Below are 16,206 nucleotides of genomic sequence, written 5' to 3'. Positions count from 1 at the left end.
AGGTTCGGATGCGTGACCAGCACCGATGCCGCTCCCGCCGCTCCCGCCGCGCAGACGTTCAGCTCGCTCGACCCCGCCACCGGCGAGGTCGTCGGCACCCACCCGATCCACACCGCCGCCGAGGTGGAGGCCGCCGTCGCGACCGCCCGCAAGCAGGCCGAGTGGTGGCAGGCGCTCGGCTTCGACGGGCGCAAGAAGGCGCTGGTGCGCTGGCGCAAGGTGATCGCCCGGCGGATGGAGGAGCTCGCGGCGCTGATGGCGCGCGAGACCGGCAAGCCCACGGGTGACGCCCTCCTCGAGACCGCGCTCGCGGTCGACCACCTCGCCTGGGCCGCGAGCCACGCCGAGAAGGTGCTCAAGCGGCGCAGCGTCTCGCCGGGCCTGCTGATGGTCAACCAGGCGGCCAGCGTGGAGTACCGCCCGCTCGGCGTGGTCGGTGTCATCGGCCCCTGGAACTACCCCGTCTTCACCCCGATGGGCTCGATCGCCTACGCCCTCGCCGCCGGCAACGCCGTCGTCTTCAAGCCCTCCGAGTACACCCCCGGCGTCGGCGAGTGGCTCGCCGCCACCTTCCGGGAGGCGGTCGGCCGCCCGGTGCTCCAGGTCGTGACCGGGTACGGCGACACCGGGGCCGCGCTCACCCGCGCCGGTGTCGACAAGGTGGCCTTCACCGGCTCCACCGCCACCGGCAAGCGGGTGATGGCGGCGTGCGCCGACACCCTCACGCCCGTGGTGATCGAGGCCGGCGGCAAGGACGCGCTCATCGTCGCCGAGGACGCCGACGTGGCCGAGGCCGCCGAGGCGGCGCTGTGGGGCGCGGCCGCGAACGCCGGCCAGACCTGCGCCGGCGTCGAGCGGGTCTACGTCCACGACCGGGTCTACGACCAGTTCCTCGCCGAGCTGGTCGCCCAGGCCCAGCAGCTCGAGGCCCGCCCCGGCGGCCAGGTCGGCCCGATCACCATGCCCTCGCAGGTCGACATCATCCGCCGCCACATCGACGACGCCCTGGCCCGCGGCGGCCGGGCCCTGGTCGGCGGCCCGGTGGCCGAGGGGGCGCGCTTCGTGCAGCCGACGGTGCTGGTCGACGTACCTGAGGACTCGGCGGCGGTGCAGGAGGAGACCTTCGGTCCGACTGTCACCGTGTCGAAGGTGGCGTCCATGGACGAGGCGGTCGAGCGGGCCAACGGCACCCGCTACGCGCTCGGCTCGACGGTGTTCTCCAAGGAGCACGGCATGGAGATCGCCGAGCGGCTGCGGGCCGGCATGACCGCGATCAACGGGGTGATCTCCTTCGCCGGCATCCCGACCCTGCCCTTCGGCGGCGTCGGCGACTCCGGGTTCGGCCGGATCCACGGCCCCGACGGGCTGCGCGAGTTCACCTACCCCCACGCCATCGCCCGCCAGCGGTTCAAGCCGGCGATCGCGCTGACCACCTTCCGGCGCACCGCCAAGGAGGAGAAGCAGCTCACGAAGGTCGTGCGCGGACTGTACGGGCGCGGGAAGAGCTAGACGCGGGCCGGGTTCCTCGTCGTACCGGACGAAATGGTCGTCAATCGGCCGATTTCGCAGCCATTCTGTCCGGTACGACGGGGGACCGGCGCCGCGAGGAGCTGGCCCCGGCCGCGCAGGCCACGACGGCGAGCCCGCCGAGCACGGTCAGCCAGGTGATCGGCTCGCCCAGCAGCAGTCCGGCCCAGGCGATGGACAGCACCGGCTGAGCGAGCTGGACCTGGCTGACCTGTGCCATCGGGCCGATCGCCAGGCCGCGATACCAGGCGAAGAAGCCGAGGAACATGCTGACGCACGACAGGTAGCCGAAGCACAGCCACTGGGTGGGGCTCGCCGACGGCGGGTGGGTGGCGAGGCTGGTCGCGGTGAGGACCACCATGACCGGGGCGGCGAGCACCAGCGCCCACGAGATGGTCTGCCAGGAGCCGAGCTCGCGGGAGACCGCACCGCCCTCGGCGTACCCCAGCGCGCAGACGACGACCCCGATCACCAGGAGCACGTCGGCCCGCTGGACGTGGCCGGCGCCGTCCCCCTGCAGCGCCGCGAAGCCCACGGCGGCGAGCGCACCGAGCGCGGCGAAGAGCCAGAACGCGCGGACCGGGCGCTCACCGGTGCGCAGCACCACGATCACGGCGGTGGCGGCGGGCAGCATCGCGATCACCACGGCGCCGTGGCTGGCCGGCACCTCGGTCAGCGCGTACGACGTCAGCAGCGGGAAGCCGGCGACCGCACCTCCCGCGACCACCCCGAGTCGCAGCCACTGCCGGCCGCGGGGGAGCCGCTGCCGAGTCAGCGCGAGGGCGGCGGTGGCGAGTGCGGCGGCGACGACCGCGCGCCCGGCGCCGATGAATAGCGGGTCGAGGCCGCCGATGGCCACCCGGGTCAGCGGCACCGTGAAGGAGAACGCCAAAACGCCGAGGAGGCCCCAGGCCAGCCCGGCCGGAACGGCGGATAGCAGACCCGAGCGGGGAGTGATAGCGCTACTGTGTACTGACATGAGCAACGATAGCAGTGCCCGCATCGTGGCCGAGCTCCGCGCCTGGATCCGCGACGCCGCCCCCGGGGCGCAGCTGCCGTCGTCGCGCCGGCTCGTCGCCGAGTACGCCGCCAGCCCGGTCACCGTGCAGAAGGCGCTGCGCCGGCTGGTGGCCGAGGGCCTGGTCGAGAGTCGGCCCGGGGTCGGCAGCTTCGTGCGCGCGGTCCGTCCGGCCCGGGGACCGGACTTCGGCTGGCAGACCGCCGCGCTGCGGGGCCGCCGGGCGGACCTGGCGAAGGTGGCCGCCCCGCTGCAGACCCCGCCGCCCGAGGCGCAGGCCCTGCACGCGGGCTACCCGGGACCCGACCTGCTGCCCGAGCGGCTGGTCCGCGCCGCCCTCGGCCGGGCCGCGCGCGGCGCGGCGGCGACGTCGCGACCGCCGGCGGCGGGCCTCGCGGAGCTGCGCGCCTGGTTCGCGACCGAGCTGGCCGACGCGGCGCCGGCCCGGCTCAGCGCCGTCACGCCGAGCGACGTGATCGTCGCGCCGGGCTCGCAGAGCGCGCTGGCCTCGATCTTCCGGGCCCTGGCCGCGCCGGGACAGCCGCTGCTCATCGAGTCGCCGACGTACTGGGGCGCGATCCAGGCCGGTCGCCAGGCCGGCGTCGAGCTGGTCCCCGTGCCGAGTGACGCGCAGGGGCCGGACCCCGCGCAGGTCGACCGGTCGTTCCGGGAGACCGGCGCCCGCGCGTTCTACGCCCAGCCGAGCTTCGCCAACCCGACCGGCGCGCACTGGAGTCAGCAGCGCGGCGACGAGGTGCTCGCCGTCGTGCGTGCGCACGACGCCTTCCTGGTCGAGGACGACTGGGCCCACGACTTCGGGATCGACGCCGAGGTGCTGCCGCTGGCGGCACGCGACGACACCGGCCACGTCGTCTACCTGCGCTCGCTGACCAAGAGCGTCTCGCCCGCGATCCGGGTCGCCGCGGTCATCGCCCGCGGGCCGGCTCGCGAGCGGATCCTCGCCGACCGCGCGGCGGAGTCGATGTACGTCAGCGGACTGCTCCAGCAGGCCGCCGTCGAGGTGGTCAGCGATCCCGGCTGGCGCTCGCACCTGCGCCGGCTGCGCGGTCAGCTCCGCGAGCGCCGCGACCTGCTCGTCGCGGCCGTCCGCGAGCACGCGCCCGCGCTCACCCTGGACGTCGTCCCGCCGGGTGGCCTGCACCTGTGGGCTCGTCTGCCCGACGGTGTCGACGCCGACCAGCTGGTGCGCGACTGCGCGGCCGACGGGGTGTGGGTGGCCGCGGGCGACGAGTGGTTCCCCGCGGAGCCGCCGGCGCCGTACCTCCGGCTGACCTACATCGGCCCCGAGCCGAGCGGCTACCCGGCCGCGGCCGCGGTCGTGGAGCGGGCGGTGCGACGGCAGTCGGGGCAGTCGGGATAGCCGGGTGCCGCGGCCCCGAGGCCGCGGCACCGACAACCACCCGTGAGGGCTACCGCCTGACCTTCAGCACCACCTTGCCGCTCCAGGCGGCGCGGTAGTCGTCGCCGGCCACGACATAGGCGCGGAGGCGGTGCTTGCCGAGCCTCAGCTTCGGCAGCTTGACGACCGACCGGGCGTCACTGAGGGTCTGGGTCGCGACGACCTTGCCGCCGTCGTAGACGAGCACGGTGCCGCCGGTGACCGGCGCCCCGGTCACGGTGACCACCAGTCGGGCGCGCTTGCCCGGCTTGACCCTCTTCTTCTTGAGCTCGGCCGTCACCGCGGGCGCCGCGTGGGACACCTTGAGCGTCGCCGTGGCGGCGCTCGGCGCGACCGTGGCCGATCCGGCGTACCGGGCGGTCACCAGGTGGGTGCCGACCGGGAGGGAGCCGGGCAGGGTGACGGTCGCCGTCCCTCCCGACAGCGTCCCGGTGACCGTGGTCCCGGCGACCTCGACCTCGACGCTGCCGGTCGCCTCCGGATCGGCGGTCACGGTGACCGTGGCCGTCGTGGCGGTGGCGTACGTCGTGGCGGTGCTGCCCAGGGTCACGGCGGTCACCGAGTCGGCGGGCCCGCTCCAGGGCAGAGCGGGGGCGAACTCCGTCGACATCGCCGCATGCGTCTGCTGCTCCAGCGCGTAGCCGAGGCCGAGCACCGCGGCGTCGTCCCAGGCGCGGCCGACGACCTGGACGTTGTTGGACTGTCCCTCGTCGTTGCGCCCGATGGGCAGGATCGCGGTGGGCAGCCCGATCGTCTGGGTGATCACCCCGGAGGCGCGGTCGGAGGAGAAGATCGCCGAGGTCGCGTCGTTGTTGCCGATGCTGGTGAGGAAGCCCGGGTAGACCACGGCGGCGACCGGCTCGGACCCGAACGCGGTGTCCATCCAGGTGGCGGCGGTCTGCTTGTAGGCGTCACGCCGGGCCAGGAGGTTCTCGACGCTCGTGTCGTCCATCGGCTGGGCGGTGTAGTTGCCGGACACGTTGTACGGCAGGTTCGCCGGGTTCTCCATCAGCTGCTTGGTCGTGTACGGGAAGGTGCCCGGCCGATCCTCCTCGATGTAGCGCTCCCACCCCTCGGCGCCCGCACTGCCGGACGTCGGGAAGCTGCCGGTCGGGGCGGGCGGCGCGGTCTGCGCCGTGGCGAGCGGGACGAGAGTGCCGCCGGCGGCCTCGATCGCGGCCCGGACCTGGGCGAGGGCGACCTGGCCGGCGTTGTCGTCCGTGATCGCGGTGGACTGGAAGGCCGCCGGGACATAGCCGATCACCTTGCCCTGCAGGGCGTCGGCGCGCAGCGCGGTCTTCCACTCGGTCGGGCGCAGGTCGTTGTCCACCCGCGAGGTGAGCAGGTCGTCGGGGTTGTTGCCGGTGGTCCGCGTGGCGGTGGCGTCGAGCAGCGAGGCGAGGTCGGTGACCGACTTGGCCATCGGCCCGGCGTAGTCCGTCGCCCAGGTCAGCGGCATCACGCCGTTGGTGCTGGTCAGGCCGTCGGTGCCGCGGAAGGTCGCCAGGCTGGCGCCCGTCGAGGGTGCGTACAGCGAGACACCGGTCTGGGTGCCCATGGCGGCCGCGGCGAGGTCGGCACGGACCGCGGTCGCGGAGCCGCCGCTGGAGCCGAAGGAGGACTTCGACGGGTAGAGCGCGTTCCAGGTCTGCTCGAACCCGCTCTCGCTCCACGAACCGGAGTTGGCGAACTCGGAGAGGTTCGTCTTCCCGATGATCACGGCGCCCGCGTCGCGCAGTCGCGCCACCTGCCAGGCGTCCGCGCCGGGCTCCCAGTCCTCGAGCGCCAGGGTGCCGCCGGAGGTCGGCATGTCCTTGGTGTCGTAGAGGTCCTTGAGCGCGATCGGCACGCCGAGCAGGTCTCCGGACTCGCCCGCCGCGCGCGCGGCGTCGGCGGCCATGGCCTGGGCGACGGCGTCCTTGGCCACCGTGATGAACGAGTGGAAGCCGTAGGCGCCCGAGTCGTAGGCCTCGATCCGGTCGAGGTAGGCCTTCGTGATCTCCACCGAGGTCGTCTCGCCCGAGACCATCGCGGCCTGGAGGTCGGCGATGGTCTTCCCGGTGACGTCGTACGACGCGTCGGTGACCGGGACCGCCTCGGTCTGTGCCGCGGGCAGCTGCAGCGGCTCGGCGCCGGCGCACGCGGCGGCGTAGGACGTGACGTCCCAGTTCTGCAGGGTGCAGATCTCGTCGATCGTCAGCTGGGAGAGGTCCGGCGCGGCGGCGAGCGCCGCGGTGTCGGTCGTGATCTGGGTGGTGTCGGCGAGCGCGCCCACGACGACGTACTGCAGGAGCGACTCGGTGCGGCCGGGCTCGATGGTGAGCTCGCTGATGAAGCCGAGGTCGTTGGACCGGCTGCCCGTCGGGACGTACGCCGTCGTGAACGGGTCCGACTGCTGGTCGCCGAGGGCGTCGACCCCCGTGCCGACGACCACACCGGTCGGCCGGGTGTTGCCGGGCGTGGTGGCGGTGATCCAGGTGTCGGCGGGGTCGACGATCGCGTCGCCGCTGCTGGTGGCGCTGACCGTCGCCTTGTTGGGGGAGCCGGTGGTGGTGAGCCCGGAGCCGAGCGAGCCGCCGAAGGAGACCTTGATCGTCACCGGCTCGGTCGAGGCGTTGGTGTAGGTGTCGTAGAAGCTGGTGGTGTTCGTGCCGGTGGCGACATGGACCCTGCGGCTCATCAGGACGTCGCCCAGCCGGACCGACGCGGTCGACCGGTAGCTGCCGGGGCCGGCCTGGGCGAGGCCGAAGCCGCGCACCATCTGGTCGTTCATCCGCGGCTCCTCGCCCGCGGGTGCGTCGACGTGGAGGAAGACGTTGCCGAAGCCTTCCATCCGCGAGCCGCTGACGTTGCGGATCGACCCGGTGTCGAGGCCCGGCCGGCGGGCGTCGTTGATGTTGATCGTCGCGCCGTTGGCGGTGGTGACGCTGGACAGGGCCGATGCTGGGTCGGCGAGCGTCACGGCCCCGACGGCCAGGGCGGCCGTCAGGGGGAGGGAGACCGCGCGGATCGCGCGGCGCCCGGTCATGGGGGAGCTCATCTGGGGAACGGGACCTTTCCATGGGGGACGTGGCCCCTCATGTCTAGGCGGCGCCGATGACGCTTTGCGCCGCCCGCGGTTACCCGTGTGTAAAACGTTTCAACGGTGTCACCGGCCGGCGGCTCATGAGGTGAGCGCGGCGTAGGCGACCGCGATCGACGCGCCCAGCCGGGCGTTGTCGCGCACCAGCGCGATGTTGGTCTCCAGCGAGGCGCCGTCCGAGAGCTCGACGATCCGGCCGAGCAGGTACGGCGTGATGTCCTTGCCGCGGATGCCGCGCTCGTCGGCGTCCGCGAGGGCCTGCTGGATGGTGCGCTCGATCTCGGCCTGGGGGATCTCGTCCTCCGCCGGGACGGGGTTCGCGACCGAGACCGCACCCTCGAGGCCGAGCGCCCACTTCGCACGCATCATCGCCGCGACCTGCTCCGGCTCGTCGAGACGCATCGGCGCGGCGTACCCGCTGGAGCGCGAGAAGAACGACGGGAACTCGTCGGACCGGTACGCGACGACCGGGACGCCGAGGGTCTCCAGCACCTCCAGGGTGCGACCGATGTCGAGCAGCGACTTCACGCCGGCGCTGACGATCGCGACGTCGGTGCGGCTCATCTCGGTCAGGTCCGCGGAGATGTCCATCGACGCCTCGGCGCCGCGGTGCACGCCGCCGAGGCCGCCGGTGACGAACACCCGGATCCCCGCGAGCGCGGCCAGCCGCATGGTCGCCGCGACCGTGGTGGCGCCGTGGGCGCGGCGGGCGGCGACGTACCCCAGGTCGCGGATGCTGACCTTGGTCACCGACGGGTCGGAGGCGAGCACGTCGAGCTCGGCGGCGGACAGCCCGATCCGCGGGACGCCGTCGAGCACCGCGATCGTCGCGGGCGTGGCGCCGCCGTCGCGCACGATCTGCTCCACCTCGCGGGCCATCTCGACGTTGCGCGGGTACGGCATGCCGTGGCTGATGATCGTCGACTCCAGCGCGACGACCGGCCCGCCGGCAGCCAGCGCCTCCGCGACCTCGGGGGCGACGGACAGGAGCGGGTGGGGGCTGGTCACGAGAGGGTCTCCGTTCGGTGGGGGTGGTCGGCGTGCAGTGCGGTGGCGAGGTCGGGTCGGACGTTGTCGGGGTGGGCGATGGTGAGCGCGGCCGCGACATGGCCGAGCTCGGCGGCCGCGACCGGACCCTCGCCGCCCGTGCGGGCGACGACGTACGCCGCGGTCATCGCGTCCCCGGCACCCGTCACGTCGACCACCTCGGCCGGACGCGCGGCGAGCGTCGTGACCGTGCCCTCGTCGCTGAGCAGGCTCCCGCGCCGGCCCCGGCGTACCCACACCCGGCGCACGCCGCGCTCGTGCAGCTCCGCGGCCGCGCGGGTGATCGCCGGCTTGGTGTCGGCGACCGGGGCGCCGGCGCCGGTGAGCGCGGCCAGCTCGGCGAGGTTGGGCGTCACCGTGTCGATCGGCGAGCCGTCGAGCAGGGGCGCGAGGCGGCCGGCCTTGGCGACGCTGACCGGGTCGAGGAGCAGGGGGACGTCGTGCTGCGCGCACGCCTGGATCGCCCAGCGCACCACGTCGGCGGGGATGTTGCCGTCGACGACCAGGAAGTCGGCGCGGGGGACAAGGTCCCGGGCCCGGCCGAGCGCGTCGACGGTGAGCGCATCGGTGGCGCGCAGGTCGGACGCGCCGACGACCAGCTCGCCGTCGTGGTCGAGGGTGGCCAGGTAGGTGCCGGTCGCGAACCCGCCGCGGACCACGTGGTCGACGTACACGCCGGCGTCGGCGGTGTGGGCGAGCAGCTCCCGCCCGAACACGTCGTCGCCGAGCGCCGCGACCAGGAAGGTACGCCGGCCCAGCCGCGCGATCCCCTCGGCGATGTTGCGCCCGACCCCGCCGGGCGAGGTGCGGATCGTCGCCGGGTTGCTGGTGTGCAGCCCGGCCGGCGCGTCGGTCACCGCCTTGACGTCCATCACCGCGCCGCCGAGCACGACGACCTGGGCCTCGTCGCGCACGATGTAGCCGCGCCCCGCGATCGCGCCCTTGCGGGTCAGCGAGGACAGCGCCATGGCGACCGAGGCGCGGGTGCTGCCGAGGCGGTCGGCGATCGCCTGGGCGTCCAGGAGCGGCTGGACCCGGACCAGCTCCAGGACCTCACGCTCGCGAGGGGTCAGTGAGCTCATATTTAGAACGATAAGTGGTGTTTAAGACTCTCAGCAAGTGGGAGGGGGTTGTTCCGGCACCTGGTCCGGCGCGCCGAGGTCGGCTGTAACACGCAGTCCACCCGACTGGTCGCCACTTGTCCGCAGCAAACGGCCGGAAATGGCGCTCGTCCTGCTGACAAGCGCCGAGTAGTGCGGCGGACTGCGTGTTACAGCGTCGGGTGGCGCGCCTGCCGGGTGGGAGGGGGTCAGGGACGGGCGGGGACGGTCAGGTGCTGCCCGGCGACTCGCGGTGGTGGTTGAGCACCGCGATCTTCTGCCAGATCTTGCGCTCCAGCGACACCGTGAGCGTCTCGACGGTGCTGACGGTGTCGAGCACGACGGGGTCGCGGGATGCCTCCGCGCACAGGGCGGCGGTCTTGCCGACCAGGCTGAGCAGCTCGGAGCAGTAGTCGAGGTAGTGCTCGAGCTGGTCGGTGTCGAGGTCCATCGCCACACTGGCGTCGGTGGGGACGAACTCGGTGCGCAGTCGCTCGGGGTCCTTGGTGAGCTGGTGCATGTCGATGATGTGGGCCAGCGAGCGGAGCCGGTGGAGGAGCTCCAGGAGGCGGGTGCGCTGCAGTCGCTCCGGCACGGAGTAGAGGAACCAGATCCCGAGCGCCGCGAACACCAGGTCGTTGACCGCGCTCTCCGCGAGCGGGATCCAGGCCAGTCCGTCGTCGGGCGCGTCGACGAGCGCCGAGCGGACGGCGAGCACCATCACGGCCACGGTCACGACCAGCACCGCCACGATCCCGAACCGCGACAGCGGCCGCAGCCACGACCGGCGGCCACGCGCGGTGGCGGTCGAGGAGTCGACGGTCTCGACCAGGCCGGCCAGCTCGCCGGCGACCTTGTTCAGCCCGCGCCCCGGGAAGCGGGCGGCGATGCGCTGCTCGAGGCGGCGCACGGTCGCGAGGACCGGCGCGGCCTGGACGCGTTCGAGCGGGGACGGCACGGGCGCAGCCTAGTGCGCGCCTACGATGGAGCCATGGCTCTCGCCGTGCTCGACTGCGCCCACTTCACGGCGGGGGAGTGCCGCTCGTGCACCTGGCTCGGTCAGCCGTACGACGACCAGCTGGCGGCCAAGCTCGCCGCGACCCGGTCGCTCGTCGACGCGCCGGGCCTGGAGTGGCTGCCGCCGGTGGCCAGCCCGATGGCGGGCTTCCGCAACAAGGCCAAGATGGTCGTCGGCGGCACCGCGGCCGAGCCCACCCTGGGCATCCTCGGGCCCGACGGAGCCGGGGTGGACCTGCGGGACTGTGCGCTGCATGAGCCGGCGATCGTGGCGGCGCTGCCGGTGCTGGCGGAGCTGGTGCGGCGCGCCGACCTGACGCCGTACGACGTGGGCTCGGGGGCGCCCGTGAGCCAGCGGGGCGAGCTCAAGCACCTCTTGGTGACGGCATCGCCGGAGGGCGAGCTGATGGTGCGGCTGGTGGTGCGCTCGACGGCGGTCGAGGCGCGGGTGCGCAAGCACCTGGGCTGGCTGCGGGATGCGCTGCCGGCGGTCCGGGTGGTGACACTCAACGTCCAGCCCGAGCACCGCGCGGTGCTGGAGGGGGAGCGGGAGATCGTGCTCACCGAGGCCGACACGCTGCCGATGCGACTGGGCGGGATCAGCCTGCACCTGCGCCCGCGCAGCTTCTTCCAGACCAACACCACCGTCGCCGCCGCGCTGTACGCCGAGGCGGTGGCCTGGTCGGCCGAGCTGGCGCCGACGCGGGTGGTGGACCTCTACTGCGGGGTCGGCGGGTTCGCGCTGCACCTCGCCGCCCCCGGCCGCCGGGTGAGCGGGATCGAGATCAGCGCCGACGCGATCGCCTCGGCCGAGCGTTCCCGCGACGAGGCCGGGCTGCCGGGGGAGGTCGACTTCGCGGTCGGCGACGCCACCGCGCCCGAGCACGCCGGGCTGCTCGCCGGAGCCGACCTGGTCGTCGTCAACCCGCCGCGGCGCGGCCTCGGCCACGAGCTGGCAGGCCGGCTCGAGGAGTCGGGGGCCGACCACGTCCTGTACTCCAGCTGCAACCCGGCGACGCTGGCGCGCGACCTGGCCGACCTCGCGTCGTACCGGCCGGTGCGGGGTCGGCTGCTCGACATGTTCCCGCAGACCCCGCACGCGGAGGTGCTGGTGCTGCTGGAACGGGTCCCCGGTCAGCGCAGCGAGTAGGTCGCCAGCGAGACGCCGACGTAGTGGGCCACGAACGCGGCGATCGTGAAGCCGTGGAAGATCTCGTGGAACCCGAACACCCGCGGTGACGGGTTGGGCCACTTGAAGCCGTAGACGAGGCCGCCCATGGTGTAGAGCGCGCCGCCCACCGCGATCAGCACGAAGATGGCGATCCCGATGCCGAGCCCGAGCGCGGTCGCGCCGTGGAAGAAGGCCGGGATGAAGAAGATCGCCGCCCAGCCGAGCGCGATGTAGATCGGCGCCGACAGCCAGCGCGGGGCGCTCGGCCAGAACAGCTTGAACGCGATGCCGAGCAGGGCGCCGGTCCAGACCACCGACAGCATGATCACGCGGGAGGCTCCGTCGAGCAGCGTGAGCGCGAAGGGGGTGTAGGAGCCGGCGATGAACAAGAAGATGTTGGAGTGGTCGAACCGGTTGAGGATCGTCCACACCTTCGGCGACCAGGTGCCGCGGTGGTAGAGCGCGGAGGTGCCGAAGAGCAGCAGCGCGGAGCCGGCGTACAGCGCCGAGCCGACCCGGGTCGTGGCGGTCGGGGAGAGGCAGATGAGCACGACTCCGGCGGCCAGGACGAGGGGGGTCGAGACGAGGTGGATCCAGCCGCGGAGCTTGGGCTTGATCTCGGCCACCTTGTCGCTGATCTGGTCCCCGAGGTCGTCCAGCCGGGCGCGGACCTTGTCGTTCGCGTGGTGGATGGCCTGGTTCATGCACCGAAGGGTACCCGCGGCCCACAGACGCAACGACGGCCGGACGAACGTGATCTCACGCTCAGAGATCACTCGTCCGGCCGTCGTCGGCGTAGCCCGTTCGGGCCATCCCAGGCGTCAGGCCGTGGTGACCGGCGGCCCCTCCGAGGGCTGCACGATGACGAAGCCCGGCCCCTGGAAGGACACCTGGAAGGCCTCGCCCGAGCCGCGGCCGATCAGGGCGCCGGCGGACATCGTGGAGCGGATCGAGGTCTGCAGGTGGACCGACCACGCGACCAGCGCGTTCGCGTCGGCGAAGGTCGGGGCCTCGGCGGCGTTGAGGACGACGGGGGCGCCCTCGGTGGTGATGGCGACCCAGCCGGTGCCGCGCAGGGTGGTGTTGAACAGGCCGCCGGCGGCGATGCTGCCGCCCTTGACCCGCTCGACGTTCCAGTCCAGCGAGGCGGAGAAGGCGAGCACGTTCTTGCCGCTGACCGACAGGCCGCTGTTGGTGAGCTGCAGGATGTGGACGTCGTGGGCGAGGTCGGCGAGGAAGACGTCGCCCTGGCCCTCGACCCGCATCAGCTGCAGGCCCTCGCCGGTGAGCGCCTTCTTGAGGAACTTCGCGGCGCCGCCGCCCTGGTAGTTGAAGTTGACGTTGCCCTGGTAGGCGACCATCGAGCCCTGCTTGGCCATGAACGGCTCGGTGATCCGAACCCGCAGCAGCTTCTTGTTCTGCAGGATCGCGCCCGCGCCGTCGACCTCGCTGAACCGGCCGTCGATCAGCTCGCCGGAGATGCCGGCGAAGGCGTCGGACGGCACCTGCTGGCCGTAGCCGGCGGCGGGCTGCTGGACCATCGGCTGCTGGGCGGGCTGGTACGCCGGGGGCTGGCTCGACGGGTACGCCTGCGCCGGCTGGTCGCCCCAGGACTGGAGGACCTGCTCGGGCTGGGCGGCCGGCTCCGCCTGGACGGCGGGCTCGGGCTGGGCGACGGGCTGGGCGGCGCGCGGCGCGACCGCGGTGACCGCGTCGAAGGAGAAGGCCGGCTCACTCGTGCCGCGGTCGGCGGCCACCTCGCCGAAGTCCCCGGAGCCGGCGGCGGAGTCGGCGGCGGCGGCCTCCTGGCTGCCGACCCAGACGTCGACGGAGGAGTCGGCGGAGGAGTCGGCGGAGGAGTCGGCGGAGCCCGAGGAGTCGGCGGCCGTCTCGGCGCCCGCGTCGGCCGACGGATAGAGCGGGTTGGTCGACTGCACGCCCTGGTCGGACACGTGGTCGGTCCACTGGGAGCCGTCCCAGTAGCGGAGCTCGTGGCGTCCGGTGGGGTCCGGGTGCCAGGCGGCTGCGGTCATGGTCGTCCTATCTGTCGGTTCTCGGGTCGGTCTCATCGTGTCAGTCGAGTGGGAGACCCGGTAGCCCGGCTAACATCGGGATGTGGCGGATTGGAAGCGCGGTGCGCGCAGGGTGCTCTACCCGGCGTACGAGGCGCGCATGCTTCGCAAGATGCCGCGCAACCTGCCGAAGCACATCGGCGTCATGCTCGACGGCAACCGGCGCTGGGCGAAGGCGGTGGGCCGCGACACCGCCCACGGCCACCGCGCGGGCGCGGCCAACATCGAGCCGCTGCTCGGCTGGTGCGACGAGGTCGGGATCGAGGTGGTCACCTTGTGGCTGCTCTCGACCGACAACCTGAACCGTCCGGCCCAGGAGCTGGAGCCGCTGCTGGAGATCATCGTCGAGGCGGTCGACTCGCTCGCCGACCAGCGCCGCTGGCGGCTGCACCCCGTGGGCGCGCTCGACCTGCTCCCGGACGCCGCCGCCAAGCGGCTCAAGGCGGCGGCCGAGGCCACGGCCGACGTCGACGGGATGATCGTCAACGTCGCGGTGGCCTACGGCGGCCGTCGCGAGATCGCCGACGCCGTCCGCTCGCTGCTCACCGAGCACGCCGCGCTCGGCACGCCGCTCGAGCTGCTCGCCCAGCAGATCGACATCGAGCACATCGAGGAGCACCTCTACACCAAGGGGCAGCCCGATCCCGACCTGGTGATCCGCACGTCGGGGGAGCAGCGGCTCGGCGGCTTCCTGCTGTGGCAGAGCGCGAAGTCGGAGTTCTACTTCTGCGAGGCCTACTGGCCCGACTTCCGCCGCGTGGACTTCCTGCGCGCGATCCGGGCCTACGCCCAGCGCGAGCGCCGGTTCGGCTCCTAGCCCTAGCGACCTGGGTCACACGGGTACTGTCAGCATCCGTGAACACCCCCACCCGCCTGTTCCGCACCGTCGCGATCGCGGAGGCGGTGACCTGGACGGGACTGCTGTTCGGCATGTTCCTCAAGTACGGACCCGCGGAGAACGAGGCGGGCGTCCGGATCTTCGGGATGCTGCACGGCGTCGTCTTCGTCGCGTACGTCGTGACCACGGTGGTGGTCTGGGTGGACCGGCGCTGGTCGGCCGGCCGGGGGCTGCTCGCCCTGGTGGCGGCGGTGCCCCCGCTGGCGACGCTGCCGCTCGAGTGGTGGGCGATCCGCAGGGACTGGCTCGGCGACACCTGGCGGCTGCCCGCCGGCGCCGGCAGCTCGCTGCCCGACCGGCTGGTCGGCTGGCTGCTCGCCAACCCGCTGCGCGGGCTGGGCGTCGGGCTGGTGGCGGTCGCCGCGCTGACCGGTGTCGCGCTGGTCGTGGGTCCGCCGGGATCCTGACCCGGAACCTCGCGGCCGCGGGGCGCGTCCCACGGGCATGACCGCCCTCGACCGTCGTACCGCACTCCAGCTCGGCCTCACCGGCCTCGTCGCCGGGCTGCTCACCGCCTGCGGTGACGAACCGAATGTCGACCCCGAGCCCGCCCCGGGGGAGATCGACCTGGTCTCCTCCGACGTACGCCGGGCGGCGGGGGACCCCGCCCTGGTCGCGCCCGTCGTCGCCGGCCTGGACCGCTTCGCCGGGCGGCTGTACGGCGAGCTGGCGGCCGGCGACGGCAACCTGGTGCTCTCGCCGTACTCCGTGGCGCTCGCGCTCGGCATGACCCTCACCGGGGCGGCGGGCACCACCGCCGAGGAGATGCGTGCGGTGCTGGGGGTGGGTGACCTCGGCGAGCGCTGGCATCGCGGCGTCAACGCGCTGAGCGCCCACGTCGAGGGGCTCGCGGGCCGGCAAGAGCGGGCCGACGGCTCGACGGCCGAGCTCGCGCTGAGCACCGCCGACCAGCTGTTCGGACAGCGCGAGGTGGCCTGGGCGGCCGACTTCCTCGACCTGCTCGCCAAGGAGTACGGCGCCGGCCTGCGCACCGTCGACTTCGTCGGAGCGACCGAGCGGGCCCGGCGCGCGATCAACGCCTGGGTGGAGGAGCGGACCCACGACCGGATCGTCGACCTGGTGCCCCAGGACGCCCTCGACGAGCTGACCCGGCTGGTCCTGGTCAACGCGATCTACCTGAAGGCGCCGTGGGAGGAGCCGTTCGAGAAGAGCGCGACCACGACGGGGGGCTTCCACCGTCCCGACGGCTCGGACGTCGAGGTCGAGCTGATGCGCCTGCCCCAGCTCGCGACCTCGCTCAGCGCCGGCGACGGCTGGCGGGCCGTCGTGCTGCCGTACGCCGGGCGGCGACTCGCGATGAGCGTCGTGCTCCCCGACGAGGGCGCCCTGGACCGGGTCGAGCAGCAGGTCCGGGCCGGCGGCTTCGCGGCCTTCCTCGGGCGGGGCGAGCCGGCCTCCGTCGACCTCAGCCTCCCGCGCTGGACCTTCCGCACCGCCGCGCCCCTCAAGGCGGCCCTCTCGGCGCTCGGGATGCCGACGGCGTTCCAGGACGGCGCGGCCGACTTCACGCCGATGACCGAGGAGGACCTGCCCCTGGTCGTCTCCGAGGTCCTGCACCAGGGCTTCATCGCGGTCGACGAGGAGGGGACCGAGGCCGCCGCGGCGACCGCCGTGGTGGTCCGGGTCGAGAGCGCGCCGCTCACCGAGCCGTTCCTGGTCGACCGGCCCTATCTCTTCGTGATCCACGACGTCGAGCACGCGACCCCGCTCTTCGTCGGCCGGGTGAGCGACCCCACCGCCTGACAAGTTAATCCAAAGCGGCGGCACCGTTCGGGTCCCGTTCACCGTCGTCACCCTCACTGGTCAGGATTCGCCGCCAACGTTCCCGGTGGC

General features: G+C 73.3%; 13 protein-coding genes. 6 read left to right on the top strand and 7 right to left on the bottom strand.

Annotated elements, in window-relative coordinates; translation table 11 throughout:
- Positions 1 to 12: 12 nt before the first annotated feature.
- Positions 13 to 1,509 (top strand): aldehyde dehydrogenase family protein, encoded by a 1,497-nt coding sequence (locus JOD66_RS05270; RefSeq protein WP_204835857.1) that lies wholly within the window; start codon positions 13 to 15, stop codon positions 1,507 to 1,509.
- Positions 1,510 to 1,549: 40 nt separating this feature from the next.
- Here the strand turns inward: JOD66_RS05270 and JOD66_RS05265 are convergent, their stop codons facing one another.
- Positions 1,550 to 2,506 (bottom strand): DMT family transporter, encoded by a 957-nt coding sequence (locus tag JOD66_RS05265; RefSeq protein ID WP_204835856.1) that lies wholly within the window; start codon positions 2,504 to 2,506, stop codon positions 1,550 to 1,552.
- On the opposite strand from JOD66_RS05265, the gene JOD66_RS05260 reads away from it, so the two are divergent.
- Positions 2,505 to 3,926 (top strand): aminotransferase-like domain-containing protein, encoded by a 1,422-nt coding sequence (locus tag JOD66_RS05260; RefSeq protein ID WP_204835854.1) that lies wholly within the window; start codon positions 2,505 to 2,507, stop codon positions 3,924 to 3,926. The genes JOD66_RS05265 and JOD66_RS05260 overlap by 2 nt on opposite strands.
- A 49-nt stretch (positions 3,927 to 3,975) precedes the next feature.
- Here the strand turns inward: JOD66_RS05260 and JOD66_RS05255 are convergent, their stop codons facing one another.
- The 4 genes from JOD66_RS05255 to JOD66_RS05240 form a co-directional block, all read right to left on the bottom strand.
- Positions 3,976 to 7,005 carry an amidase family protein gene (locus JOD66_RS05255; protein ID WP_204835852.1) on the bottom strand — a complete coding sequence of 1,010 codons (3,030 nt, stop codon included), beginning with the start codon at positions 7,003 to 7,005 and terminating at the stop codon, positions 3,976 to 3,978.
- A 123-nt stretch (positions 7,006 to 7,128) separates the two neighbouring features.
- Positions 7,129 to 8,055 carry a pseudouridine-5'-phosphate glycosidase gene (locus JOD66_RS05250; RefSeq protein ID WP_204835851.1) on the bottom strand — a complete coding sequence of 309 codons (927 nt, stop codon included), beginning with the start codon at positions 8,053 to 8,055 and terminating at the stop codon, positions 7,129 to 7,131.
- Positions 8,052 to 9,176, bottom strand: a complete 1,125-nt coding sequence (locus JOD66_RS05245) for a PfkB family carbohydrate kinase (protein WP_204835850.1) — start codon at positions 9,174 to 9,176, stop codon at positions 8,052 to 8,054. The genes JOD66_RS05250 and JOD66_RS05245 overlap by 4 nt, the downstream gene beginning before the upstream one ends.
- Before the next feature lie 247 nt (positions 9,177 to 9,423).
- Positions 9,424 to 10,152 (bottom strand): hypothetical protein, encoded by a 729-nt coding sequence (locus JOD66_RS05240; RefSeq protein WP_204835849.1) that lies wholly within the window; start codon positions 10,150 to 10,152, stop codon positions 9,424 to 9,426.
- Positions 10,153 to 10,185: 33 nt separating this feature from the next.
- Here JOD66_RS05240 and rlmC point away from each other — a divergent pair, with 33 nt between their 5' ends.
- Positions 10,186 to 11,361 carry a 23S rRNA (uracil(747)-C(5))-methyltransferase RlmC gene (gene rlmC, locus JOD66_RS05235; RefSeq protein ID WP_204835848.1) on the top strand — a complete coding sequence of 392 codons (1,176 nt, stop codon included), beginning with the start codon at positions 10,186 to 10,188 and terminating at the stop codon, positions 11,359 to 11,361.
- On the opposite strand, the gene trhA is transcribed toward rlmC, so the two are convergent.
- Together trhA and JOD66_RS28125 are read right to left on the bottom strand one after the other, a co-directional pair.
- Positions 11,346 to 12,086, bottom strand: a complete 741-nt coding sequence (gene trhA, locus JOD66_RS05230; RefSeq protein WP_204835847.1) for a PAQR family membrane homeostasis protein TrhA — start codon at positions 12,084 to 12,086, stop codon at positions 11,346 to 11,348. The two genes, rlmC and trhA, sit on opposite strands and share 16 nt — an antisense overlap.
- A 117-nt stretch (positions 12,087 to 12,203) precedes the next feature.
- Complete coding sequence (locus JOD66_RS28125) at positions 12,204 to 13,415, bottom strand: AIM24 family protein (RefSeq protein ID WP_239545092.1); 1,212 nt, start codon at positions 13,413 to 13,415, stop codon at positions 12,204 to 12,206.
- A gap of 82 nt (positions 13,416 to 13,497) precedes the next feature.
- Here JOD66_RS28125 and JOD66_RS05215 point away from each other — a divergent pair, with 82 nt between their 5' ends.
- Genes JOD66_RS05215 through JOD66_RS05205 form a run of 3 tightly spaced genes read left to right on the top strand, consistent with a single transcriptional unit; the run spans position 13,498 to position 16,116 of the window.
- A complete protein-coding gene (locus JOD66_RS05215) occupies positions 13,498 to 14,271 on the top strand; it encodes an isoprenyl transferase (protein ID WP_204835846.1) in 774 nt (257 codons plus the stop codon).
- Positions 14,272 to 14,309: 38 nt separating this feature from the next.
- A complete protein-coding gene (locus tag JOD66_RS05210; RefSeq protein ID WP_204835845.1) occupies positions 14,310 to 14,759 on the top strand; it encodes a DUF3817 domain-containing protein in 450 nt (149 codons plus the stop codon).
- Positions 14,760 to 14,796: 37 nt separating this feature from the next.
- Positions 14,797 to 16,116, top strand: a complete 1,320-nt coding sequence (locus JOD66_RS05205; protein WP_204835844.1) for a serpin family protein — start codon at positions 14,797 to 14,799, stop codon at positions 16,114 to 16,116.
- Positions 16,117 to 16,206 lie beyond the last annotated feature (90 nt).

Source organism: Nocardioides nitrophenolicus (assembly GCF_016907515.1).
Classification (GTDB): Bacteria; Actinomycetota; Actinomycetes; order Propionibacteriales; family Nocardioidaceae; genus Nocardioides; species Nocardioides nitrophenolicus.
This window is presented reverse-complemented; position numbering and strand designations above follow the sequence as displayed.